Source organism: Vreelandella olivaria, from assembly GCF_023507745.1.
Taxonomy (GTDB): domain Bacteria; phylum Pseudomonadota; class Gammaproteobacteria; order Pseudomonadales; family Halomonadaceae; genus Vreelandella; species Vreelandella olivaria_A.
Window position 1 is genome coordinate 26659 of sequence record NZ_JALPZO010000117.1, and the last position, 21964, is coordinate 48622.

The 21964-nt window shown below is 55.8% G+C and carries 21 protein-coding genes and 1 tRNA gene; 11 read left to right on the plus strand and 11 right to left on the minus strand.

Annotation, left to right across the window (positions count from 1 at the left end; all coding sequences use genetic code 11):
• Positions 1–107: 107 nt before the first annotated feature.
• Together HP566_RS11820 and HP566_RS11825 are read left to right on the plus strand one after the other, a co-directional pair.
• Positions 108–1469 (plus strand): diguanylate cyclase, encoded by a 1362-nt coding sequence (locus HP566_RS11820; RefSeq protein WP_249977465.1) that lies wholly within the window; start codon positions 108–110, stop codon positions 1467–1469.
• 153 nt (positions 1470–1622) lie between these two features.
• Positions 1623–2174: a copper chaperone PCu(A)C gene (locus HP566_RS11825; protein WP_249977466.1), complete on the plus strand. Its 552-nt coding sequence runs from the start codon at positions 1623–1625 to the stop codon at positions 2172–2174.
• A gap of 109 nt (positions 2175–2283) precedes the next feature.
• On the opposite strand, the gene HP566_RS11830 is transcribed toward HP566_RS11825, so the two are convergent.
• A complete protein-coding gene (locus HP566_RS11830) occupies positions 2284–3624 on the minus strand; it encodes a PepSY-associated TM helix domain-containing protein (RefSeq protein WP_249977467.1) in 1341 nt (446 codons plus the stop codon).
• Positions 3625–4082: 458 nt separating this feature from the next.
• On the opposite strand from HP566_RS11830, the gene HP566_RS11835 reads away from it, so the two are divergent.
• The 7 genes from HP566_RS11835 (at position 4083) to ureG (ending at position 9432) form a co-directional block, all read left to right on the plus strand.
• Positions 4083–4967 carry an urease accessory protein UreD gene (locus HP566_RS11835; RefSeq protein ID WP_249977468.1) on the plus strand — a complete coding sequence of 295 codons (885 nt, stop codon included), beginning with the start codon at positions 4083–4085 and terminating at the stop codon, positions 4965–4967.
• Positions 4968–5004: 37 nt separating this feature from the next.
• A complete protein-coding gene (locus HP566_RS11840) occupies positions 5005–5307 on the plus strand; it encodes an urease subunit gamma (protein ID WP_126952249.1) in 303 nt (100 codons plus the stop codon).
• A gap of 9 nt (positions 5308–5316) precedes the next feature.
• Complete coding sequence (locus HP566_RS11845; RefSeq protein WP_249977469.1) at positions 5317–5631, plus strand: urease subunit beta; 315 nt, start codon at positions 5317–5319, stop codon at positions 5629–5631.
• 144 nt (positions 5632–5775) lie between these two features.
• Complete coding sequence (ureC, locus tag HP566_RS11850; RefSeq protein WP_249977470.1) at positions 5776–7491, plus strand: urease subunit alpha; 1716 nt, start codon at positions 5776–5778, stop codon at positions 7489–7491.
• An 80-nt stretch (positions 7492–7571) separates the two neighbouring features.
• Positions 7572–8096 (plus strand): urease accessory protein UreE, encoded by a 525-nt coding sequence (gene ureE, locus HP566_RS11855; protein ID WP_249977471.1) that lies wholly within the window; start codon positions 7572–7574, stop codon positions 8094–8096.
• Positions 8086–8778, plus strand: a complete 693-nt coding sequence (locus HP566_RS11860) for an urease accessory protein UreF (RefSeq protein ID WP_249977485.1) — start codon at positions 8086–8088, stop codon at positions 8776–8778. Before ureE ends, HP566_RS11860 begins: the two co-directional genes overlap by 11 nt.
• A 21-nt stretch (positions 8779–8799) precedes the next feature.
• A complete protein-coding gene (ureG, locus tag HP566_RS11865; RefSeq protein ID WP_249977472.1) occupies positions 8800–9432 on the plus strand; it encodes an urease accessory protein UreG in 633 nt (210 codons plus the stop codon).
• Positions 9433–9634: 202 nt separating this feature from the next.
• On the opposite strand, the gene fdhD is transcribed toward ureG, so the two are convergent.
• From fdhD to HP566_RS11885, 4 genes are read right to left on the minus strand one after another with little or no spacing between them, the layout of a single operon-like run.
• Positions 9635–10510, minus strand: coding sequence for a formate dehydrogenase accessory sulfurtransferase FdhD (gene fdhD / locus HP566_RS11870; protein ID WP_249977473.1), 876 nt, complete (start codon positions 10508–10510; stop codon positions 9635–9637).
• A 22-nt stretch (positions 10511–10532) separates the two neighbouring features.
• Positions 10533–11795: a TRAP transporter large permease gene (locus HP566_RS11875; protein ID WP_249977474.1), complete on the minus strand. Its 1263-nt coding sequence runs from the start codon at positions 11793–11795 to the stop codon at positions 10533–10535.
• Positions 11792–12313, minus strand: coding sequence for a TRAP transporter small permease (locus HP566_RS11880; RefSeq protein ID WP_249977475.1), 522 nt, complete (start codon positions 12311–12313; stop codon positions 11792–11794). Before HP566_RS11880 ends, HP566_RS11875 begins: the two co-directional genes overlap by 4 nt.
• A complete protein-coding gene (locus HP566_RS11885) occupies positions 12313–13311 on the minus strand; it encodes a TRAP transporter substrate-binding protein (RefSeq protein WP_249977476.1) in 999 nt (332 codons plus the stop codon). The genes HP566_RS11880 and HP566_RS11885 overlap by 1 nt, the downstream gene beginning before the upstream one ends.
• A 143-nt stretch (positions 13312–13454) precedes the next feature.
• Between HP566_RS11885 and HP566_RS11890 the strand changes: the two genes are divergently transcribed.
• Together HP566_RS11890 and HP566_RS11895 are read left to right on the plus strand one after the other, a co-directional pair.
• Positions 13455–13531, plus strand: a tRNA-Arg gene (locus HP566_RS11890).
• Between the two features lie 187 nt (positions 13532–13718).
• A complete protein-coding gene (locus HP566_RS11895; RefSeq protein WP_249977477.1) occupies positions 13719–14627 on the plus strand; it encodes a LysR family transcriptional regulator in 909 nt (302 codons plus the stop codon).
• Between the two features lie 167 nt (positions 14628–14794).
• Here HP566_RS11895 and HP566_RS11900 read toward each other — a convergent pair whose 3' ends face one another.
• The 6 genes from HP566_RS11900 to HP566_RS11925 all read right to left on the minus strand — a co-directional run.
• A complete protein-coding gene (locus HP566_RS11900; RefSeq protein WP_249977478.1) occupies positions 14795–15571 on the minus strand; it encodes an ABC transporter permease in 777 nt (258 codons plus the stop codon).
• Positions 15568–16410 carry an ABC transporter ATP-binding protein gene (locus HP566_RS11905; RefSeq protein WP_249977479.1) on the minus strand — a complete coding sequence of 281 codons (843 nt, stop codon included), beginning with the start codon at positions 16408–16410 and terminating at the stop codon, positions 15568–15570. The genes HP566_RS11900 and HP566_RS11905 overlap by 4 nt, the downstream gene beginning before the upstream one ends.
• Positions 16411–16431: 21 nt before the next feature.
• On the minus strand, positions 16432–17421 hold the full coding sequence (locus tag HP566_RS11910) for an ABC transporter substrate-binding protein (protein ID WP_249977480.1): 990 nt from the start codon (positions 17419–17421) through the stop codon (positions 16432–16434).
• A 52-nt stretch (positions 17422–17473) separates the two neighbouring features.
• Positions 17474–18877, minus strand: a complete 1404-nt coding sequence (locus tag HP566_RS11915; RefSeq protein ID WP_249977481.1) for a UbiD family decarboxylase — start codon at positions 18875–18877, stop codon at positions 17474–17476.
• A 362-nt stretch (positions 18878–19239) separates the two neighbouring features.
• On the minus strand, positions 19240–20865 hold the full coding sequence (locus HP566_RS11920; RefSeq protein WP_249977482.1) for a BCCT family transporter: 1626 nt from the start codon (positions 20863–20865) through the stop codon (positions 19240–19242).
• A 455-nt stretch (positions 20866–21320) separates the two neighbouring features.
• A partial coding sequence (locus HP566_RS11925) for a hypothetical protein (RefSeq protein ID WP_249977483.1) occupies positions 21321–21964 on the minus strand: 644 nt, incomplete at its 5' end.

Here is a 21964-nt window from a genome sequence, read left to right on the forward strand (position 1 = left end):
CCGCCATATGGGTGGGCATTTTGGCTAAAACACTGCGCTGGATGTGTGTTGGTGGCCTTGTTTTGCGTGTAGCATGGTATGTTTTCGCACTAAGAATAGGGTGGGTTATGCGCTACAAGGATAAACATCAGCTCGCCGCAGAGTGGAAAACGCTTATAGAGCGCACTCCCGGGCCACTGCGCCAAGCGGTGGAGACACTTGTAGAGTATCACCGTGATCTCTTTGCGGATCGCTTCTATGGCATTATGCTGGAAGACCCGCATGCCTCGCTTTTCCTTTCCAACGATCAGGTGCAGCAACGCTTAAACCCTTCCATGCGGCGTTGGCTGAGTATGATGTTTGCCGTGGATCATACCGACTTTGTCGCCCTGGTAGAGCATCAAGAGATAGTTGGGCAGGTACATGCCCGTATCGATCTTCCAGTGAATCTGGTGCTGAATGGAGCACGCCAACTCAAGCAGGCGTTTTACGAGCAGATCAACGCTTCGTTTGAAAGCCCCTTTTCGCCAGGTGAAGCCTCTGTTTACGTATCAGACCATATCGATATGGCCATGGAGATTATGAGCCATGCCTACTCGGTTGCCAGCGACCGCAATGTGCGTACAGAAGAGGCATATAAGCTATTTTCGCTTACCCAAAGTATTGGTGACGAGCATGAACGTCAGCGCTCGTCACTGCTGAGCTGGGAAAACGCACTGATGTTTGCTGTGGCGGCCCAGCATGGAGCTGGAGCGTTGCCCAGGCTGGCTAATTCCGAATTTGGACTGTGGTATTTCCATAAAGCCTGTCATGCGTTTGAAGGCGCACCCGAAATCGCCACCATCTCATGGCATATTCAGCAAGTGGATGGAGAGTGGCTGCAAGCGCTGAGCAGTGGTGATGCCACCCAACGGCTCAAGGCGCTCAGCGATATTCGTGACGCTGCACGCACCATCTTAATGTTGCTGGATGATGTACTGGAGCGGGCGTCGGGCTTAGAAGCCGGGCGCGATAGCTTAACCCGACTACTGAACCGCAAGTTTTTATCAGTGGTGCTTAACCGGGAAATCAATATCGCCCGTCACTCTGAGAAGTGCTTTGCGCTACTGATGGTGGATATTGATCATTTCAAGTCGATTAATGATACTCACGGGCATGATGCTGGTGATAACGTGCTGCAGCAGGTGGCGAGCATTCTGGACCGCTCCACCCGTGGGGGGGATTACGTATTCCGTATGGGGGGAGAGGAGTTTCTGATCGTGCTGGTGGATACCGACCATGATGGCAGCCGGCTGTTTGCCGAGCGCCTGCGCCAGTCGGTCGCCAAAGAGCCAGTACTGGCTGCCGCCGACACCCTGCTAAATGTAACGATCAGTGTGGGGATAACGCTGCACGATGGCCACCCCGACTACCAGCACTCCCTGCAGCGGGCAGACAAGGCGCTGTACCAGGCGAAGCGTAGTGGCCGTAATCGTGTTGTAGTGCATTAGGCTTTGTACGAAAATAGCTTGCGCTCGACCGTACTGCGTTAAAAAAATGATACCTACTCCCCCTTTAGCGTTTTAATGATGCCATTGATGACTTGCCTCTTAATTGTCTATTAAGAGAGTGTTAGCGCCTAAGCGCTATTTATGGAGGCCACTATGTTTATACTTCGCACAGTCCTGTTGTTCTCACTGTTATTAATCAGCACCTCGCTTTTCGCCCATCATGGCGGCTCTCATGAAGGTGACGGCTCAGATGGTCACGGTTCGCTTATTGAAGTCTCTCAGCCCTGGATTCGGGCCACACCTCCTGGTGCGGGTGCAGGAGGTGGTTTTGTCACCTTGACCAACCGTGGCGATCAAGATGACCGGCTAGTGGGTGCAACGTCTTCCATCACCGAACGGGTCGAGATTCACACCATGGAAATGGATGGCGATGTGATGCGGATGGCGCCGCTGTCTGGTGGTATTGAAATACCTGCGGGCAGTACGGTGACATTGGCACCAGGTGGCCTGCACCTCATGTTTATGGACCTTGCGACCCCCATTGTGGAAGGAGAGCCGCTTCTGGTAACGCTGGAGTTCCAGCATGCTGACAGTATCGACATTCAACTTCAGGTGGTCCCCCCCGGAGCTTCTCCTGAAGGCGAAGAGCATCACCAGGACAGCCATGACCACCAGGAGGAAGCGCACGGGCATACGCAGCACTAATGTCGTGGGCACCCTGGCCTATGACGTTGATCTGGGCTCAGCTCAGGCATCGGTATTGCGTTTATTGCCATCTGCCAGGGCGCTTCATCACCCCCCCACTCAGGTGCGCTTAAGCTATTTTTCTTGCCAGTTTGCGTGCTTGTAGAGGACGTACGACAAACCAGTCAAGCAGCAGCATAATGATGAACGAGGCGCCAACCAGTGGGAAAATCATCCCACCGATAGCCAGCATGACGATCAGGCCGCGAAATACACGTTTATCCGCCGGTAAGGGAGGGACGCCCATCGTGCCCCTGGGGCGGCGCTTCCACCACATAACCACCGCCGCCACCGACATAAGAATGATGGCGAGGCAGACAGCCAGCAGGAATAGCTGGTTCATCAGGCCGAATTGCTGGCCCAGGTGGATATTGATACCCAACTCCAGCCATCTGCCCAGCGGGCCGTAATCGGCATAACTCATATCGATCAGTGGCTCGCCGCTATACTGGTCAAGGTGCACAACACGCTGCTGGCTTACATCATCCGGGTAGGCGGAGCCGCTATAAACACCCGCTGCCGAAGAAGGCAGACTAACGGCAAAGCCACGGTGCAGGCCGAGTTCATTGAACACCTCGACAGCATGGTTAAGGCTGATACGGGGGGCTGGCGTGGCGGGCGGTGTGGACGCTGGCAGGCGGGCATGCTCCAGTGACCAACTGGTTTGCCCCTGGTCACGTAGGTAGGCGTTGGAAATCGGCACTTCCACCCGAACACCCGCTGGGTAGCCAAAGTTATTGCCATTGGCCCACGCGTTGACTTTAGTGCCCCATACGCTGGACCACGGCATACCCGTAACGGCCAAAAAGATAATAAATGCACCGGCGAAAAGCCCCAGTATAGCGTGAAGGTCACGCCAAAATACCCGACTCTTGGGTTTGCCGCGTACGTTAACCACACCGCCAGAGCCGGAACGGCGCGGCCACCACAAGTAAAGGCCGGTAGCCACGAGTAGAATTGACCAGCCTGCGGCGATCTCAATCACCTTTCGGGCAGTGGAGCCGAAGAAGCGAAAGCTATGTAGTTCACGTATTGTCCACATAACGGTACCACGGTCATCCAGTGCCCCCAGTACATTCGACGTATAAGGGTCTACATACACAGCGAGGCGCTCACCCTCTAGAGTGTTCACGGTGATCTCGGCAGAGCTTTCGGGTGTCGCTGGTTCGGTGTACTTCACGGCGGTGCCGGGGTGGGCCTCAAGCGCAGCGCTGACCAGGGTAGAAGGCGGCTGCGCGGCTTCCTGAACCGCAACGCGTTTCAAGTCAGCGTGAATCAAAGCGTCCAATTCATCTTTGAAAAGATAAAGCCCCCCGGTGATCGCAAGGGTAATCAGAAAAGGCAGCACCAGCAGGCCAGCATAAAAATGCCAGCGCCATACGGCACGATAAAGATCAAAGGTGTTAGACATAAGAGAGGCTCCGAACCGCTACGCGGCCATATAAAGCGCCATGCAATACCAAAGAGCTTCCGTTGAGCGGGAGAGTTGCCTCTCAAAATTACGCTTTGTTGGCTGGCGTCGATTGGTTGCGTAGCTTACAACGTTATATGCCGGTTAAGTACCTTCATCCAGCGTTGTAAACTGTGGTGTTTTGCCGCTTAAAACAGCGCATGGGACAGCACGTTAAGCGCTTAAGTGGCGTACGGTTATGTTAGCTCGGTATTTTTGCATTTTTTTGGTGCTCGCTGGCTGCTGTCTGTCTCTTTTTGGTGCCTTGAGTGGGCGGTTGCCACCACTCATAGCGCTGAACAATTGGCGATGAGTATGGATATGGCGCATGGTAGGGCTCAGTAAAGCAACTTTCACCATTTTGGCGCATTCTTTGCATTTAAAGAGAAAATGTTAATTAAAGGACGCGATAGCTCCTCATGATGTTGTGCGATATCGCCAAAAACGCTGCCAGCTCCGGCCACCGCTTCGACCAAGACCGCCATTGGGCGGCGTCGTTGGCGTTGCGCTTTGCTAAACGGGATGGCACTACGCGGCTTATTCAAGCGCGCCACCAAGGGCCGCTGCGGGTACAGCGCCCCTTTTATCCTGAAGGCAGCCACGAGGCGTGCCACGTTTATGTGCTGCACCCCCCAGGCGGTTTGGTAAGTGGGGATGCACTGACGATCAGCGCTGCGGTGGAGAGTGGTGCCCATGCGCTGCTGACCACGCCTGCCGCCAATAAACTCTATAAAGCGGACAGCCAGGGCGTTGCCTGGACACAGCATACCGAGCTTAACGTGGAAGAGGGCGGCACCCTGGAATGGCTACCCCAGGAAACCATCGCCTTCGATGGCTCCAAAGGCACTCAGCGCACGCATATTGCACTGAGTGGCAACGCGCGCTGCCTGGGTTGGGAGGTCATGGCGTTAGGCCGCCCGGCCAGCCAGCTTCCCTATGTTTCGGGCCGTATAGAGCAGCATTTTCGGTTAACGCTGGATGGCAAGCCGCTGTGGCTGGAACGGCAACCACTCGACCCAACTCACCCGCGTTTTATCGGCCGTTGGGGGCAAGGTGGTGCCACGGTACAGGCCACCCTGTGGGCGGTTGGCCTTGACGATGCCACTGATGCGATAGAGGCGTTGCGTGGCGCACTCCCCGCCCATCCGCGCTGGGCGGTGACCCACCGCTATGGTGTGCTGTTGCTACGCTATCTTGGTAATTCCCGTAATGAAGCCTGGGCACTTTGCGAGCAGGCCTGGCACCTGCTGCGCCCGCGCTGGGTTGAGCGCGATGCCCATACGCCGCGAATTTGGCTAACTTAATAGGCATCACTGTGATGCACTCCTGGAGACTTGCCCCATGGAACTAACCCCAAGAGATAAAGATAAGCTACTGCTGTTTTCTGCCGCCCAGTTGGCCGAGCGACGCAAGGCCCGTGGCCTGAAGCTTAACTACCCGGAAGCCGTGGCGCTGATCAGCTTTGAAATTATGGAAGGCGCGCGGGATGGCCGCAGTGTGGCTGATTTAATGAGCTATGGCCGGGAAATCCTCACCCGCGAGGATGTGATGGAAGGTGTGGCGGAGATGGTCGATGAGGTACAGGTAGAGGCCACCTTTCCAGACGGCACCAAACTTGTGACCGTACACACGCCAATTAACTAGGAGGCTGCCATGATTCCTGGCGAGTATCAGTTAAAAGAGGGGGATATCGAGCTGTGTGCAGGCCGCGAGCGTATCACCGTGGAAGTTGCCAATACAGGCGATCGCCCTATTCAGCTTGGCTCCCACTACCATTTTGCCGAAGCCAATCCCGCGCTGGTGTTTGATCGTGACAAAACCCGCGGCTACCGGCTGGACGTAGCCGCTGGCACCGCCATTCGCTTTGAGCCTGGTCAAACCCGCGAAGTCACGCTGATTCCGTTTGTTGGCAAGCGGGAAATTTACGGCTTTCGTGGCGATGTCATGGGGCCTTTGGACGCTAACTAATGATGCCCATTAATCACGCCAACACCGCAAGCCCTATGTAACTCGCTGTAAATACGTCCTTGTACGTTCGACTGCCGCATCCATGCGGCAGACGGTCACTTAAGGGCTTGCGCTGATGGCTGCTGACAGGATGAGGGATGCAGAATGAAACCGGTAAATAAGATCAGTCGGCAAGCCTACGCCGATATGTACGGCCCCACGGTAGGTGACCGGGTGCGCCTGGGCGATACCGAGCTGTGGATTGAGGTTGAAAAAGACGCCACCCACTACGGCGATGAGGTGAAATTCGGTGGCGGTAAAGTGATCCGTGATGGCATGGGCCAAAGCCAGCTCAATGACGACACGGTCATGGATACGGTGATTACCAACGCGCTGATCCTGGATTGGTGGGGTATCGTCAAAGCTGATGTAGGGCTGAAAAACGGGCGTATTGCCGCAATTGGTAAAGCCGGTAACCCGGATGTACAGCCCGATGTTGATATCGTTATCGGCCCTGGCACTGAAATTATCTCCGGTGAAGGTAAGATTCTTACCGCTGGCGGTATCGATGCCCACATCCACTTTATTTGCCCTCAGCAGGTGGAAGAAGCTCTGATGAGTGGCGTGACCACCATGCTGGGCGGCGGCACAGGCCCTGCTACCGGCTCAAATGCGACCACCTGCACCCCAGGTGCCTGGCACATTGGCAAAATGCTCCAGGCAGTGGACGACTTGCCAATGAACATTGGCCTGCTGGGCAAAGGCAACGCCAGCCTGCCGGAAGGGTTGGAAGCACAGTTGGAAGCGGGTGCCATGGGGCTCAAGCTTCACGAGGATTGGGGAACAACGCCTGCCTCAATTGATAACTGCCTCAGTGTGGCGGAGAAGTATGATGTACAGATCGCCATCCACACCGATACGCTCAACGAATCCGGCTTTGTGGAAGACACCCTGGCAGCCTTTAAAGAGCGCGGCATTCACACCTATCACACCGAAGGAGCGGGGGGCGGCCACGCGCCGGATATTCTGACGGCCTGCTCAAAAGAGTATGTGTTGCCCTCCTCCACCAATCCGACCCGGCCCTACACGGTGAATACCATCGACGAGCACCTGGATATGTTGATGGTGTGCCACCACCTGGACCCCAATATTCCCGAAGACGTCGCTTTCGCTGATTCGCGCATCCGCCGCGAAACCATTGCCGCCGAAGATATTCTTCACGACCTGGGCGTTATCTCCATGATCGCTTCCGACTCCCAGGCCATGGGGCGGGTAGGGGAAGTGGTGTGCCGCACCTGGCAGACCGCCCATAAGATGAAGGTACAGCGCGGCCTGCTGCCGGAAGACGAAGCACTGGGCGCCGACAACCTGCGTGCCAAGCGCTATATCGCCAAATACACCATTAACCCGGCGATTACCCACGGTATTGCCCATGAAGTTGGGTCTATCGAAGTGGGTAAGCTGGCGGATCTGGTGTTATGGAAGCCCGCCTTCTTCGGCGTGAAACCCGCACTGATTTTAAAAGGCGGTATGATTGCGGGCGCCCCCATGGGGGACCCTAATGCCTCAATTCCCACCCCCCAGCCGGTGCACTACCGCCCGATGTTTGGTGCCTTTGGGCGTGCCACCAGCCAGACACGGCTAAACTTTGTTAGCCAGGCGGCGATTGATGCGGGCATTCAAGAGCAGCTCGGGCTGCAGAGCACGCTGGCGGCGTGTAAAAACGTGCGAGGCGTGCGTAAAAAAGATATGAAGCTTAACGATGCCTGCCCCGAACTCACCGTAGACCCACAAACCTACGAAGTGCGCTGTGATGGCGAGTTGCTAACCTGTGAACCCGCCACCGAGCTGCCGCTGGCCCAGCGCTATCATTTGTTCTGAGCAAGTGGGCTACAACTTCCACCGTCAGGATTGCCGGGCTACCCCGGCTAGATGGCAGGATACTTAACAGGACAATAGCAATGCTAAAACTCATAGAACGTTTAGGGCCAGTGGATGAAAGCGCTGCTAGCGACACGCTCACGTTGCCATTTGAGCTACGCATTCGCGGGCGCTTAAAAGCCCAAAGTGACAGTGGTCGTGAGCTGGGGCTGTTTTTGGATCGTGGTCCGGTACTGCGCAGTGGTGAAGGCCTTAAAGCCGAAAGCGGCGAGGTGGTACGTGTCTGTGCGGCGGTTGAGCCGGTGGTTACCGCGCGAGTAAGTACTGGCTTACCGCTGGCGCGGCTGGCGTACCACTTAGGCAACCGCCATGTGCAGCTGGCGTTGGGGGAAGACGAACGCGGTGGCTGGGTGCGTTTCCCACCCGACCATGTGCTGGAAGAGTTGGCGGCGTTGTTGGGGGCTGAGCTTGAACACCATGAGGCAACGTTTGACCCAGAACCGGGCGCCTACAACCAGGTAGGCGGCCATGGGCATTCGCACTCCCATTCTCACGACCACGACCACGACCACGACCACAGCCATGGGCATCACCATGCCCACTGAACCAACCGCCAGCCAGCCGGATCTGGCGCTGCTGGGTTTGATGCAACTGGTAAGCCCGGCACTGCCCATCGGCGCCTTTGCTTTTTCACAGGGGCTGGAAAGTGCTTTCGAGCTGGGCTGGGTGCGCGATGAACAGACACTGGCCGAGTGGCTATCGGGCGTGCTTGAAGATGGCCTGACCCGCTGCGAGCTACCGCTGATTGAACGTCTGACCACCGCATTTGACCTACAGGATAGGGTTGTCGTTGGCTACTGGGATGACTGGCTTTCAGCCACCCGGGAAACGGCGGAATTGGCCGCTGAGGATAGCCGCCTGGGCGCCTCTCTAAAGCGCTTGCTGGGCAGCCTTGAGCTGCTGCCAAGTGAGGGCTTACTACCGCAGCAAGCCTGCTATGTCACGGTGTTTGCCTATGCAGCCCATATGCGCGGTGTTACCGCCCGTCAAGCCATGCTGGGGTTTGGCTGGGCCTGGTTGGAAAACCAACTGGCTGTTGCGTGTAAGGCACTGCCGCTGGGCCATACGGCAGCGCAGCGGGTGATTGAACAATTACGTCCCGAACTGGTGGCTGCGGTTGATGGTGCGCTGGCGCTTGAAGACGACGAACTGGGGCCCGTATTGCCCGGCGTGGCATTGGCCAGCGCGCTACATGAAACACAGTATTCACGGCTGTTTAGAAGTTAAAAGATCACTAAGGAGAAAGACATGACTCACTGTTTACGTGTCGGCGTAGGTGGCCCGGTAGGCTCCGGCAAGACAGCGCTGCTTAAGCAGCTCTGTTTGGCGCTACGCGACTATTACGATATTGCCGTGGTCACCAATGATATCTATACACGGGAAGATGCCGATTTTCTGCTTAAACACGATGCGCTGCCCGCCGACCGCATCCTGGGCGTGGAGACCGGAGGGTGCCCCCACACCGCGATTCGTGAAGACGCCTCCATGAATCTGGCGGCCATCGACGAGCTACAGGCGCGCCACCCCAAGCTGGAGCTGGTATTGGTGGAATCAGGCGGTGATAACCTGTCAGCGACTTTTAGTCCTGAGCTTTCGGACCTTACCCTCTACGTTATTGATGTTTCCGCAGGGGATAAGATCCCTCGTAAGGGGGGGCCGGGCATTACCAAATCAGATCTGTTGATTATTAATAAGATTGATATTGCCGAGCAGGTACATGCTTCACTGGAAGTGATGGAGCGTGACTCGAAGAAAATGCGCGGTGAGCGGCCTTTCGTATTTACCAACCTCTACGATGGCGTAGGGCTTGAAGAGATCATCCGCTTTATTCTTGATAAAGGCATGCTGGAAGAGCGCCGCCCGGAAGCAGCCACCGCGTAGCCAGAAAAGCTACCGATATTAAAAAGCTGCCCTGACCAGGCGGTATAAGGTCAGGGCAGCAGCAGAGGCGTGGTTGGCGTCTTGCCCAAAACGGGCCATCCCTGGCCACCACACCCCTACATTGAACCTATAGGTCTTTGATAGCCTTAACCTATGTTATGAAAGTCCAAACCTTGCGTTAAATAATGGCGCTAAGGGCAAATTAATTTGGATGAAGATCGGTAAAGCGCTCTTTTTTAGCCTGGATAGCACCATGGTAGACCACATAACGCCCCGGCCGAGCGAATCCCACCAGGAGTAAACCGGCATCGCGGGCCTGCTGGATAGCCAAGGCGGTTGCCGCTGATACTGCCACTAAAGCACCGATGCCAGCGCTGGCGCATTTGTGAACCATTTCATAGCTGGCGCGACTGGATATCAGCACGAAACCCTCGGTGGTTCCCATTTTGTTATGCGCCAACGTGCCAATCAGCTTGTCCAGTGCATTGTGGCGCCCCACATCCTCACGCACCATGATGATTTCCCCATGTGCATCGCACCACGCTGCACAGTGGGTTGCCCCTGTGGCTGCCTGCAGGGGCTGATGCTCAGGCAGCTGTGCTAATGCCCGCTGAATGGCCGCACCGGCTATCTGTGGCGCGATAACGTGGGGTATAGGCCGTACTGCCTGCTCCAGTGCTTCGGTGCCACATAAACCGCAGCCGGTACGCCCGGTGTGGTTACGCCGCTGCGTTTTAAGGGCTGCCATGCGCTGGCTGCTGATGGATAAATGCACCGCCAAACCTTCCGGCGTTTGCACCACCTCCCAGTCATAACACTCATGGGGGTGTGCCAGAATACCCTCGGAGAGGCTGAAGCCCAGGGCGAGTTCAGCCAGGTTTGCAGGGGTGGCCATCATCACCACGTGGGAGATGCCGTTGTAGACCAGAGCGACCGGCACCTCAGCCGCAACATCGTCACTAAAGAGTTCACTATACCAACCGTTATGCTCCTGATGGACCGCCACCGGCTGTTGCTTCAGCCCATGGGCAAGGGTTTCGCTTTGGGGCGGAAGCGGTTGCTGGTGTGGGTTATACATAGTGACTCTCCTGGTAACGATATCAGCCCCCCGACCAGCCCAGCAGCATGGGTAGGTAAACCACCAGTAGCAGCACGCCAATCAGGCCCAGCATATAGGGCACTATGGCTCGGGTGATGCGTTCCAGCGGCAGTTGTGTGATGGAGGAGGCCACATAGAGGTTGATCGCCACCGGCGGGGTGATCATGCCAATGGAAAGCCCCACCACAATGATCAGACCAAAATGGATCGGGTCGATACCTAACTGTAGCACCAATGGCAGCAGTACCGGGGTAAGGATGATCAGTGCACTGGCCGTTTCGATAAATACCCCCGTCAGCAGAATCACCGCCACTACCAATAGCATAATCGTGTAAGGGTTGGTGGAGAGCGAGAGCACCGACTGGGCAATCGCACCGGGTACCTGCCAACTGGAAAGTGTCCAGCTCAATACCGCCGACATGGAAATCACCAGCATGATCACCGCAGTGGTCATGGCAGAGCGAATCAGCAGCTTATATACCTGAGGAAGGGTTAAATCCCGATACACAAACAGCGACACCAGCATCGCATAGTTCACCGCCACCACTGCCGCCTCTGATGGCGTGAAGACCCCTGAGAAAATGCCGCCCAGAATAATCACTGGCGTCATCAGCCCCCAACTGGCCGATTTTAGCGTACGCCAGATGGTGGCCAAGGAAAGCGGTGTGCCTTTCGGATACTGACGCTTGTAGGCCTGGGTGATGGCAATGGCCATTAACCCCAGTCCCATTGCCAGCCCCGGTAAAAACCCACTCAAAAACAGTTTCGATACCGACTGCTGGGCAATCACTGCGTAGATAATCATCGGCACCGAGGGTGGAATAACCACCCCGATGGTGCCACTGGCGGCAATCAGGCTGGCCGCCGAGGCGGGATCATAGCCTTTACGCTTCAGTTCCGGTACCAGACTGGAGCCCACCGCCGCTGTGGTGGCCGCACCAGAACCAGAGATAGCCGCAAAGAACATGCCCGCCATCACTGATACTACGGAAAGCCCGCCACGCATAAAGCCCACCAGCGAATCGGCAAAGCCTACCAACCGCTCGCTTACCTTGCCCTGGGCCATCAAATCCCCGGCCAGAATAAACATCGGAATAGCGACCAGGGCAAAGGAGTTGATGCCCTGAAACATCTGCTGGGTGACCACCATCAGAGGCACACCAGATTGGTGCAAGGCATATAGCGTGCTGGCGCCAATCGCAAAGGCAATCGGCACGCCCAGCAGCATAAACAGGAAGAACAGGCCGAACAGCACTAAGGTCATGCCGGGCCCTCCTGTACACTAGAGGGTTCGCCGTTTACCAGCACTTCAAGCATATCCACCAGGGCATACCACGCCATGATGGTTGCCGAGAGAGGGATGACCGCGTAAACGTAGGTCATGGAAAGCCGCAGCGCAGCGGATTTCTGGAAGCTCTGCACCTGCATATAGCGGTAGCCAATCACAATGAGTGTGATCATAAAGGCCAGCACCACGGCCAGGGCCGCAAAGCGTGCCAGGGAACGCAGGCGAAGGGGAAGCGCATCAACGGCAAACGTTACGGCAATATGCCGCCCCCGCTGAAACGCCAGCGTACCGGCTAAAAAGGTGATCCACACCAACAGAAAACGAGCGACTTCTTCTGTCCAGCCAACGGCACTGAACAGCACACGCGACACAATCTGCAGTGTAATCACACCAATTAAAGCTGCCATGCCCGCAAATACCACAGGCTGGATGATGGCATCCAGCCCGCGCTCAATGCGTTGCAGCAGCGTCAAAAGAGGCTGTGCAAACGCCATCACTGTTGCAGCGCCTCCTGAATACGCGGCAGGTAATCGCCAAACTGCTGACCATACTTCTCATATACCGGGGCCACGGCTGCCTGGAAGGCTTCCATATCCGGTGTTTCGTTAATCTCCATACCAGCTTCGCGCAGGGAGGTTAACTGTTCGGCTTCCATTTCCGCATTCACCTGGCGCTCATGTTCTGCGGCTTCCTGGGCGGCCTGGCGCACAACATCCTGTACCGCTTCCGGCAACTGGTTCCACGCTGGCATACCCATTACGAAAATGGCAGGGGCGTAGGTATGGCGGGAAAGGGTCATGTAGTCCTGGGTTTCATCCAGTTTGAACGAGTGAATCACGTTGACCGGGTTTTCCTGCCCATCAATGGTGCCCTGCTGCATAGCGGTGAGCGCTTCGGTCCAGGCCATGGGGATGGCGTTGGCACCCAACTCGCGGAAGGTATCGGTATACACCGGGTTTTCCATAACACGGATACGCAGGCCATCCAGATCTTCCGGCGTGTTCACTGCGCGTTCGCTATTGGTCAGATTGCGGAAGCCGCGTTCGGCGTAAGCCAGCCCCTTCAGGTTTACATCAGAGAGCTTATCCAGCAATTCCTGACCAATGGGGCCATCCAATACTTCGTAAGCCGATTCAGGAGAAGGGAACAGGAAAGGCAGTTCAAACACCGCCATCTCTTCGACAAAGTTGGCGACTGGACCGTTGGTAATCACGCCCATATCCACGGTGCCGATCTGCATCCCTTCCAGCAGCGTGCGTTCGTCGCCCAGCGAGGCGTTGGGGAAGATCTCGATACTCACCTTGCCATCGGTACGCTCTTCCACCAGTTCTTCAAACTTGATAGCGGCGATATGGAAGCCATCCTGCTCGTTAACCACGTGGGCCAGACGCAGGGTAACCGGGTCTATATCAGCAAACTCAGAAGCGTGGGCGGCGCTAACCAGCGCCAGTGAAACCGAGAGTGCCAGCGTGTGTTGTGTTAGTTTTTTCATTATGGTGTGTTCCCAAAGTGCAAAGATGCAGAAGTGCCCGCAAAGCATGCACCACACTGGGGAAAAGGGTCAATCGCCGCTCAGCGTAAAACCGCTTCGCGGCTGGACACAGCGCGCCTACACGGGTACGATACGCACCCAAAGCGCCCGTAGCTCAGTTGGATAGAGTGTCGGCCTCCGAAGCCGAAGGTCGCAGGTTCAATTCCTGCCGGGCGCGCCATAATATCAAGGGCTTACGTTAACGCGTAGGCCCTTATTTTTTATGCGTGTCAAATCTGTGTCATCGTGTGCCAGGCTCGCTTACAGCCAGCAGGCGCGTTTTATGCATGGGAAGTCGGTTTGGTCAACGTTCAGGCCTTCTATAGAGCCTTCATTTTTTGCCGCCGCCATTCACCAAGTAGGTTCCCATGATTCCGAGAAGTTCCCAGATCGACTCAACCGCCCTGCGATACTTTGAGGCAGCTGCTGAGTATCAGTCCGTTCGACATGCTGCCCAGGCCCTCAATATCTCTGCATCTTCGGTAAGCCGTCAGATTGCCGGGCTCGAAGATCGGTTGGGTATTCCTTTATTCGAGCGGTGTCCACGAGGTTTGATATTGACCAGTGCCGGAGAGCTTTTGCTGTTCCATGTGAAGCAGAGCATTCGCGAGCTGGAGTACGCTCAGCGGGCGATTCGGGAAATGGCCGGGGTCTCGGTCACCAAGTTCAGGGTGGCTTTGGTAGAAACCGCTGCTCGAGGAATACTGGCTGACGTGATGCGGGGTTTCTGGCAGGAAAATCCCCGCGTAAAGGTATCGCTAACGGTGGCCGGATCGGCGGAGGTGGTACAGCTGTTGGAGCGGGGCGAAGCCGACCTGGCGCTTGCCTTCGATACGCCGCGAGAAACCGAACGTTATGTTTATGAGGTGGCCAATCTGCACCTTGGTGCAGTGATGGCGGCAGATCACCCACTGGCGGCTTCGGGTACGCTGCGGGTTCCAGATCTGGTTGGTTATCCCATTTTTCTGCCGGATGCGTCCCTGATGTTGCACAGCGCAATCGCCGAGTTGGAAAAGCATTGGCCTCTGAACGTACAGCTGATTACCAACTCGATCAGCGCCATGAGCCTGCTCACCATGTGTAGTTCAGGCGTTGCCATCAAAACCCGACTGGGGCTCGCGGACGAGATTGCCAGAGGCGAACTGGCTTTCGTGAAAGTCCGCGAGCCTACCCTGACGGTTCAGCGTTTATCTTTGCTGGTACGTCGGGGCATGCCATTTCCCAGTTTGGCGAATCATATCGCCCGTGTTCTTCAGGAGGTCAATGAGGTTCGCTAGCTGGTTCGGGAGATTTCACGGGGTGCCGGTAACAGGCTCGGCTCCCGGGCGATGTCCTTGGGCAACAGGGACGTGAACTGCATGACATCGAACATGTCCAGACGATTGTTTGCTTTGCCGCGCTGCTTTCGGAACAATGAGAATGTTGCGGATTTGGGTGGAGTGGCTCATTGGTCAGCCCTTCCTTCACCTCGGAAAGACTTGCGCTCCAGCCAGCTGAAGAATGTAAACGAAATTACGCCAAGGGCCGCCAGCACGGTTACCGCGACAAAAAGCAGATCGGTCCGAAGTTCGGTAGCTGCTGTAATGATGAGGTAGCCCAGGCCCCGGTCAGAACTGTAGAACTCTGCAACGACGGCGCCTACCAGGCTTAGGGATGCCGCTATTTTGAAGCCGGCAAAAATGGAGGGCAGCGCACTGGGCAACTGCACCTTGAGCAATATCTCGAGCCGGGTTGCGTTTATCGAGTGCATAAACTCAAGCACCCGTTTGTCGGCGGATTTCAGGCCTTGTGTCGTATTGGTGACGATGGGGAAGAAGGTTACGATCGTGCAGATCATCACCCTCGGGGTCATACCAAATCCGAACCAGATGGTTAACAGCGGGATGATGGCGACAATCGGAATGGCATTTGAAAGGACGATGTAAGGCAGCAGGCCCCGTTCAAGAAACCGGGAATGCACAATCATCGCTGCCAGCGAGATCGCGAGCACTACTGAGATCAGAAATCCGGTAGCCGCTTCCATCACGGTGATGCCAGTATGGTAGCCCAGGGTAGAGGTAGCCAGGAATCTGTGGATGACGTCGGTGGGGGCGGGTAACAGCCACGGTGGCATGTCCATTAGCCATACGGCTCCCTGCCAGGTTAAAAGCAGGCAGACCAGAATAATGAAGGCAGGCATGACCGTGTTCCAGTGGCGCCTGAAGCTGAAAGAGGCTCTCATTGGGTCAGCTCCTTACGTGCTTTACGCACCAGGCTCAAGAAGGCACTGGTTTCCCGGACAGTGTTACCCCGGGGGCGGGGTAGCTCTACGGGGATGATGGACCTTACCCGGCCCGGGTGGCTCGACATGATGACAACCCTGTCGGCAAGATAGACCGCTTCCGTGATGTTGTGTGTCACGAAAAGAATGGTCTTCTTTTCCCGGTTCCAGAGCTCAAGCAGGTCGTCCTGCAGTTGTTCCTTGGTAATCTCATCGAGTGCGCTGAATGGTTCGTCCATCAGCACAATGGGCGGATTCCACGCCAGTGCCCGAACGATTGCCACGCGCTGGCGCATGCCGCCGGACAACTCGTGGGGGTAGGCGTCTTTGAACCCGAGCAGGCCGACCGATTCAAGCAGGGTTTCGCAGCGTCCTGATCTTTGTTCGGCTGGGTAACCAACGACTTCCAGTGGCAACCGGACGTTCTCCAGCGCCGTGCGGTTGGCAAGCAGTGCCGGCTCCTGGAACACAAAGCCGAAGTCATTGGCTCGCCGGGCTTCGGTCGGTGGTCGGCCGCGGACGGTAATCTGGCCCTCGGTCGGCTGCAGTAGATCGCAAACAAGGCGAAGCAATGAGCTTTTCCCGCAACCGGTTGGCCCAAGCAGCGCGATGAACTCACCTTCGGCGATGTCCAGGTCAACATGTTGAAGCGCCTGCACGTCGCGGCGAGCGGTCTTGAAGGTCAGGCTGACACCGTTCATCCGGATATGGGCATTGGCCGGTGTGGGGTCTGGTTGGCTCTCAGCCGCCGCCGCTTTGGTGGCGCCGCCTGATTGAGGGCTGGGTGCATTCTCTGTCATAGTCACGTGTTTACCCCCTGCTCAGTCCTGGACGAACTGTGTGGTGAATATACCGGCTGCGTCGGGAGCTGCTTCAACCAGCCCCAGCTCTTTGGCAATCGCGATGGTCTGCTCCCATCGAGTCAGTTCCTGGTGGCCGATCACAGATACATCGCCGTTTTCTCCCAGCCAGTAGGGAATGGTTGCCGCCAGCACTTTCAACTCGCGGGCGGCGTCACGCTCATCCACCGCTGCCATCAGCGCAGCAACCGCTGCCTCGGGGTCCGTCACCGCATCGTTTATTCCGCGCAGGGTGGCGGAGACAAAGCCCTGCACCAACTCCGGGTGGTCTTCCAGAAAGTTGGAGTTCGCAACCAGCATTAGGCCGTAATTGTCCACACCATGCTCGGAAATCGGCATGGTTTGAATTGGCATGCCAGCCTCCTCCGCTTCAACGGGTTGGCCCATGGCAAACCCCATCATGGCTTCCACCTGGCCGGCGAGCAGGGGTTGCACACCGAAGCCCACCGGGATCAGGTTCAAATCCGTCAGTGCCATGTCGTTGGCTGCCACCAATGCCGTCAGGCCCTGGCTGGTGGCACTGCCGCGGTTGTGTCCGAGTTTGACTCCGGGCAACTGCTCCGGTGAGGTTACCGGAGCATTTTGGGGGCTCATCACCACCACGGGAGAACGTTGGTAGTAGGCAGCGATTGACGTTACCGGTACTCTCTGCTCGGCGCCCTGAGAGAGCACGAATGCGTCCGCCACACCTAGCTCGACCCTTCCAGAGCCAACCTGCTGAATAGTGTCAGAGGACCCCGAGCCAGAGATAATTTCCAGCTCCAGGCCCTCGTCGCGGTAATAGCCACGCTCCCGGGCAAGGAAAAATGGCGAGTGCTGGGCACCAGGTCGCCAATCCAGTCTGATTGAAGCCGATGTGGAATCGGCCGCATGGGTGATCGAGAAAAAAGGCACTGAGAGGGCGAAAGCCAGTGCGGCGATACTGCCCTGGAAGACGGTGAGTGTTTTCATGGCAAATTTCCTCGGCAAGGAAAAGCGGGTTGAACTAAACAGGGCACAGCCCTCAGGTTTGGGTGATTTTCGTATCCAGTATTTTTTGTACGTGCTCGATGGCCGTTGGTGGAACCACCGCGCGTTCGACGTCCCAGCCCAGCGGAGCGGTGGCATCAAGTGCCAGCTTCGCGGAGGTGCCATCCCGCGCTGACGGGTCCAGCCGGTTACAGAATGAGTTCGGCACCACGAACAGGTCGGTATCAGCCTGGAAGCGAGTGGCCATTGCCCAGAGCACTTCCTGTTCGTTGAACACATCGACATCTGCGTCTACCGCGATGGCGAGTTTTATGTAGGAATCCAGCCCCATCAGCAGCGTCAGGGCCTGATTAGCCTGTCCTTCCGCCGACTTTTTCAGGGCGATATAGCAATGAAAGTGAGTACCCGAGCGCGGATAATTCAGGGCCGTGAGGTTGGGAACCATTTCCTTGAGTCGCATGTAGACAAAGGCTTCCCGGGGACTGCGGCCCAGCAGCAGATGCTCTGAGGAATAGCCGGGAATAATGTCGTGATAGATCGTATTGTTGCGCCAACTGATCGACTTGAGGACGAAGATATTTCTTGTTGAGCGGTGTGTGGAGTAACCGGTGTACTCGCCAAAGGGTCCTTCATCTTCGTTCTCATTGGCAAGCAGCTCACCTTCCAGAACAATTTCAGCCCCGGCCGGTACCTCGACATCAATGGTACGGCACGGCACCAGTTGCAGGGGCTCTCCCAATAAAGCTCCGGCGATATCGTACTCATCCACCTCCTTGGCGACTTTTGCGGCCGCTGCCAGGTTAATTACCGGGTGCACTCCGATGACGACCGCCACTTCCAGATTCTTACCCAGTTCCTCGCACCGCTTCAGATGTTCCCAGATATGTCCCCTTGAATGCAGGCTGGCCCCAAAGCGATCTTTCCCCTTCAACTGAAGACGTTGATAGCTCAGGTTGCGCACCCCTGTATCCGGGTCCTTGCAGACCAGTATTCCGGAACTGATATACCGGCCCGCGTCTCCCTCAAAATGACGGCAGATGGGAAACATGCCGGCATCCATTGAGGGTCCTTCAATGGAGTTGTCATGGACTGAGCCGGTTGGCGTGATCTCGGGTGGGATCGGGTTGGCGAGTGCGTGAGACCAGGCTTCGTTGAATCCGCTCGCATGAGTTCCCACCATAGCGGCAATTCGCTCGCGACAGCCAAAAAGATTGGTGACAATGGGTATTCCCGAGGGCATCGGTGTTTCCAGAAAGACCACTGGACTGCGCTGTCTGTTTTCAAGCTCCATTACCAGAGCCGTAGCCGTATAGTCGGCTTCGACAGTGTCATCGACCCTCAGCAGTTCATGCTCAGGGAGTTGGGCAAGAAATGATCTCAGTGACTGTATTTCATTGTGGCCTGACCCGAAGCTCAGGGGAGATGGTTCCAATGCCATGTCTTTTTGTCCGATAAGGTATTGAATCAGACGTTAAGCGTTGGGCATATAAACGGTAAAGCAGCGAATTTCTAACGCTGCGTTGTCCTCAGAACAACACAACCCGATAACCCTATGGGCCACGGGTTCACTGGCGGCTGAAGACCGCTTTGAGTCCCGTTGGCGTGTAACTGTTCTGATTGGCATTGAGACAGGGTGAGAAACTGAACGAAGCTGCCTGCAAGCGTAGCACCGAGGTATCTGCCAGGCCGCATAAGCAAGGCTATGGCTAATACCAGGAACGGGTGCCGCGGGCCGCGGTTACCAGGCACACGGCAATCAGGCCCCGCCCCTTGGCCACGTCCTGACCCATGTTATGTCCCCTAGTCTTCCGGGCGCAGTTCCTTCGTGCTGGGTGGGGCACCTACCCTTACCTCGCTGAGGTCCTCCTGAGCCAGACCGCGGAACAATGAGAACATCATGGCAAACACCAGAATAAACATCGGTAGGCCAACAACGGTAATCACCTCCTGTAATGCGCTAAGCCCTGCATCACCAGCAAGCACGATAAGCATGGCGGCCAGCATGCCTTCAGATACACCCCAGAATACGCGTTGGTGCCATGGGCCGGGGTCTCCGCTGCCGGTACACAGCATATCGACGACCAGGGAGGCGGAGTCTGATGAGGTGGCAAAGAAGATGGCGACGATCACGACCGCCAGCCCCTGGATTAAGGTAGAAGCCGGGAAGTTCTCGAAAAATGCGAACATGGCGAGAGGAATACTTTCGGCGACGGCAGCGGATAACACGCCCGCCTGATCTCCCATGGCCTCGCGGGCACTGGACCCAATGCCATCAATTTCCATCGCAGACCAGCCAAAGATAGCAAACCAGACCAGCGTAAAAATGGATGGAGCGAACAGTACACCAAGGACAAACTCGCGGATGGTCCGCCCACGTGAAATTCGCGCTACGAAGATCCCAATAAAAGGTGACCAGGTCACTGTCCAGGCCCAATAGAACACCGTCCAACTGCCCTGCCATCCCCACCCGCTGCCGTCATTGCTGGTATAGCTCGCCAGCGTGTCATTCCAGAAAGCCATGGGCAGCAGGTTTGTGATGTAGAGGCCAAAGGTCTCGACAACGGCACGCAAAAGGAAAATGGTCGATCCGGTAAACAGCACAAATACCAGCAGGCCAACCGCCATACCGATATTGATATTAGAGAGCCGCTTTATGCCTGAGTCCAGCCCTGCCACAATCGACCCTACGGCAACGGCTGTCAGCACAGCGATGATTAACACCTTGGTAAACACGGCGTCTGGCACACCAAACAGCTCTGTTAACCCCGCGTTGATTTGCTGGGTGCCCAAGCCGATAGAAACCGCCACACCAAAGAGGGTGCCGAGAATGGCAAAGATATCGAGCGTTTTGCCAATGGGGCCATAAATGCGCTCGCCTATCAGTGGGTAGAAGACCGAGCTGAAACGCATTGGCAGGTTGTAACGATAGATAAAGTACGCAAAGGCCAGCCCCGGCATAGCGAAAATCGCCCAGGTATGCAGCCCCAGGTGATAGATCGAAAAGCTCATGGCGTCGTCGGCGGCTGCCACCGAGAAGGGTTCTACACCTGGCCTTGGGGGAGTGGCAAAGTGGGAAATCGGCTCAGCGACGCCCCAGAACATCAATACTGTGCCGATACCACCCGCGAATAGCATGGTGAACCAGGAGATATTGCTATAGGTTGGCTTGGCATCATTGCCACCCAGGCGAATCGAACCGTAACGGCTGAGCGCCACCCACAGCAGGAATGCCACCCAACTGGTCACCCCTAAAATAAAGAACCAGCCAAGGTTAGTAACGATCCATTCCCGCCCCGCGCCGAAGGCCTCTCCTATAGGGCCAGGCATAACCAGAAGCGCCACTAAAAACAGCACCATGATCCCAGCAGACGTGAAAAAAATGATGGGATCTGTCTTGAGGCCCAGCTTTCTCGCAAGTGCATCCATCGTTACGTCTCCCTGTGTCTTTACCAACCCGTTTTTAAAACAAGTCCTTAAAACAACGTAGGAGCAATCTGCCGATTACGCCAAGCTGGGTGGGGCAATGGAGTAACCCTGGGCTTCGAGAGGCGTGGCTTCGCTTTGGTATATCACTTTGAAACAGGCAAAGACCTTAGGGGGCTGCTAGAGATGGCATTTTCTAGCGACTACCCACATCACAGGGTCCTGAATGATGATGAAGATAACGCCGAGTACATAGTGCCGGTGTGTTAGCTGCATATGGTTCCCCTCACCTCTTATCCTTGTGCTTTAGAGGTGAGGGGAACGGTAAGTGTAAAGCTGGTCGGTACACTGATACCCTGGCTCTCCTCGCGGTTAGATATAAATACTTACCCTCAGTATTCTGGCAATCTCAATAATGGTTAAATGTTCTTGTTTGATTGTCAGCTGTCCATGTTTTTCTATAATGAGAAATTGCTATAAACTTTAAGCTCTCGCTCATGATAAGGAACCGCTGGTAACATGTTTCTAAAATAGTTAACGTTGTCTTCAAAATTGTCGGAATGGCAAAAAATAGAGCTATAGGTCGAGTACTCACCACCTTCCTCATTGAGGTAGGTGAAGCGTAGGCCGATTAAATCTCGCTTGTGCCAAGCGACAATCTCTTCTGTTTTTGTCCACTCATACTCACGGTGACGGTAGTCTCGCTGCATTGCCTGATAGCCCTTGGAAGTGCCCATCATCCAAGCCATTAGGCCCATGCCCAGCGGCCCGATACCGGCAATCACAAACGCGGGGTCCTGCAGCATAAGTATCACGACAATGGGCATTAAAATAATCGCCGACCACTTCAGAAATGGCTTAACGGCATCCATTTGTGGCTTCCAGGAGCACTCCTCAGCAACACTTTCGGTAAAACGGTAGACAATAATCGTGGTCTGGTGGGTCATGCTCATGGCAATTAATATGAAAAGTGTGAACATCCCCCCACCTAGCAAACATTTGGCTAAAAGTGATTCTCCCAATAGGGACATAAAATATGCCCACCCTAAGCTAATGAATGCTAAAACGCTAAAAAGTATGTTTGCAACAAAGGTATTATAAT

Coding starts and splice junctions, on each gene's coding strand:
- HP566_RS11920 (WP_249977482.1), bottom strand. CDS start 20,865: ATGGATGCACTTGCGAGAAAGCTGGGCCTCAAGACAGATCCCATCATT.
- HP566_RS11910 (WP_249977480.1), bottom strand. CDS start 17,421: ATGAAAACACTCACCGTCTTCCAGGGCAGTATCGCCGCACTGGCTTTC.
- HP566_RS11835 (WP_249977468.1), top strand. CDS start 4,083: ATGATGTTGTGCGATATCGCCAAAAACGCTGCCAGCTCCGGCCACCGC.
- HP566_RS11880 (WP_249977475.1), bottom strand. CDS start 12,313: ATGGCGTTTGCACAGCCTCTTTTGACGCTGCTGCAACGCATTGAGCGC.
- ureG (WP_249977472.1), top strand. CDS start 8,800: ATGACTCACTGTTTACGTGTCGGCGTAGGTGGCCCGGTAGGCTCCGGC.
- HP566_RS11915 (WP_249977481.1), bottom strand. CDS start 18,877: ATGGCATTGGAACCATCTCCCCTGAGCTTCGGGTCAGGCCACAATGAA.
- HP566_RS11825 (WP_249977466.1), top strand. CDS start 1,623: ATGTTTATACTTCGCACAGTCCTGTTGTTCTCACTGTTATTAATCAGC.
- HP566_RS11860 (WP_249977485.1), top strand. CDS start 8,086: ATGCCCACTGAACCAACCGCCAGCCAGCCGGATCTGGCGCTGCTGGGT.
- ureE (WP_249977471.1), top strand. CDS start 7,572: ATGCTAAAACTCATAGAACGTTTAGGGCCAGTGGATGAAAGCGCTGCT.
- HP566_RS11900 (WP_249977478.1), bottom strand. CDS start 15,571: ATGAGAGCCTCTTTCAGCTTCAGGCGCCACTGGAACACGGTCATGCCT.
- HP566_RS11885 (WP_249977476.1), bottom strand. CDS start 13,311: ATGAAAAAACTAACACAACACACGCTGGCACTCTCGGTTTCACTGGCG.
- fdhD (WP_249977473.1), bottom strand. CDS start 10,510: ATGTATAACCCACACCAGCAACCGCTTCCGCCCCAAAGCGAAACCCTT.
- HP566_RS11895 (WP_249977477.1), top strand. CDS start 13,719: ATGATTCCGAGAAGTTCCCAGATCGACTCAACCGCCCTGCGATACTTT.
- HP566_RS11830 (WP_249977467.1), bottom strand. CDS start 3,624: ATGTCTAACACCTTTGATCTTTATCGTGCCGTATGGCGCTGGCATTTT.
- HP566_RS11905 (WP_249977479.1), bottom strand. CDS start 16,410: ATGACAGAGAATGCACCCAGCCCTCAATCAGGCGGCGCCACCAAAGCG.
- HP566_RS11845 (WP_249977469.1), top strand. CDS start 5,317: ATGATTCCTGGCGAGTATCAGTTAAAAGAGGGGGATATCGAGCTGTGT.
- HP566_RS11875 (WP_249977474.1), bottom strand. CDS start 11,795: ATGACCTTAGTGCTGTTCGGCCTGTTCTTCCTGTTTATGCTGCTGGGC.
- ureC (WP_249977470.1), top strand. CDS start 5,776: ATGAAACCGGTAAATAAGATCAGTCGGCAAGCCTACGCCGATATGTAC.
- HP566_RS11840 (WP_126952249.1), top strand. CDS start 5,005: ATGGAACTAACCCCAAGAGATAAAGATAAGCTACTGCTGTTTTCTGCC.
- HP566_RS11820 (WP_249977465.1), top strand. CDS start 108: ATGCGCTACAAGGATAAACATCAGCTCGCCGCAGAGTGGAAAACGCTT.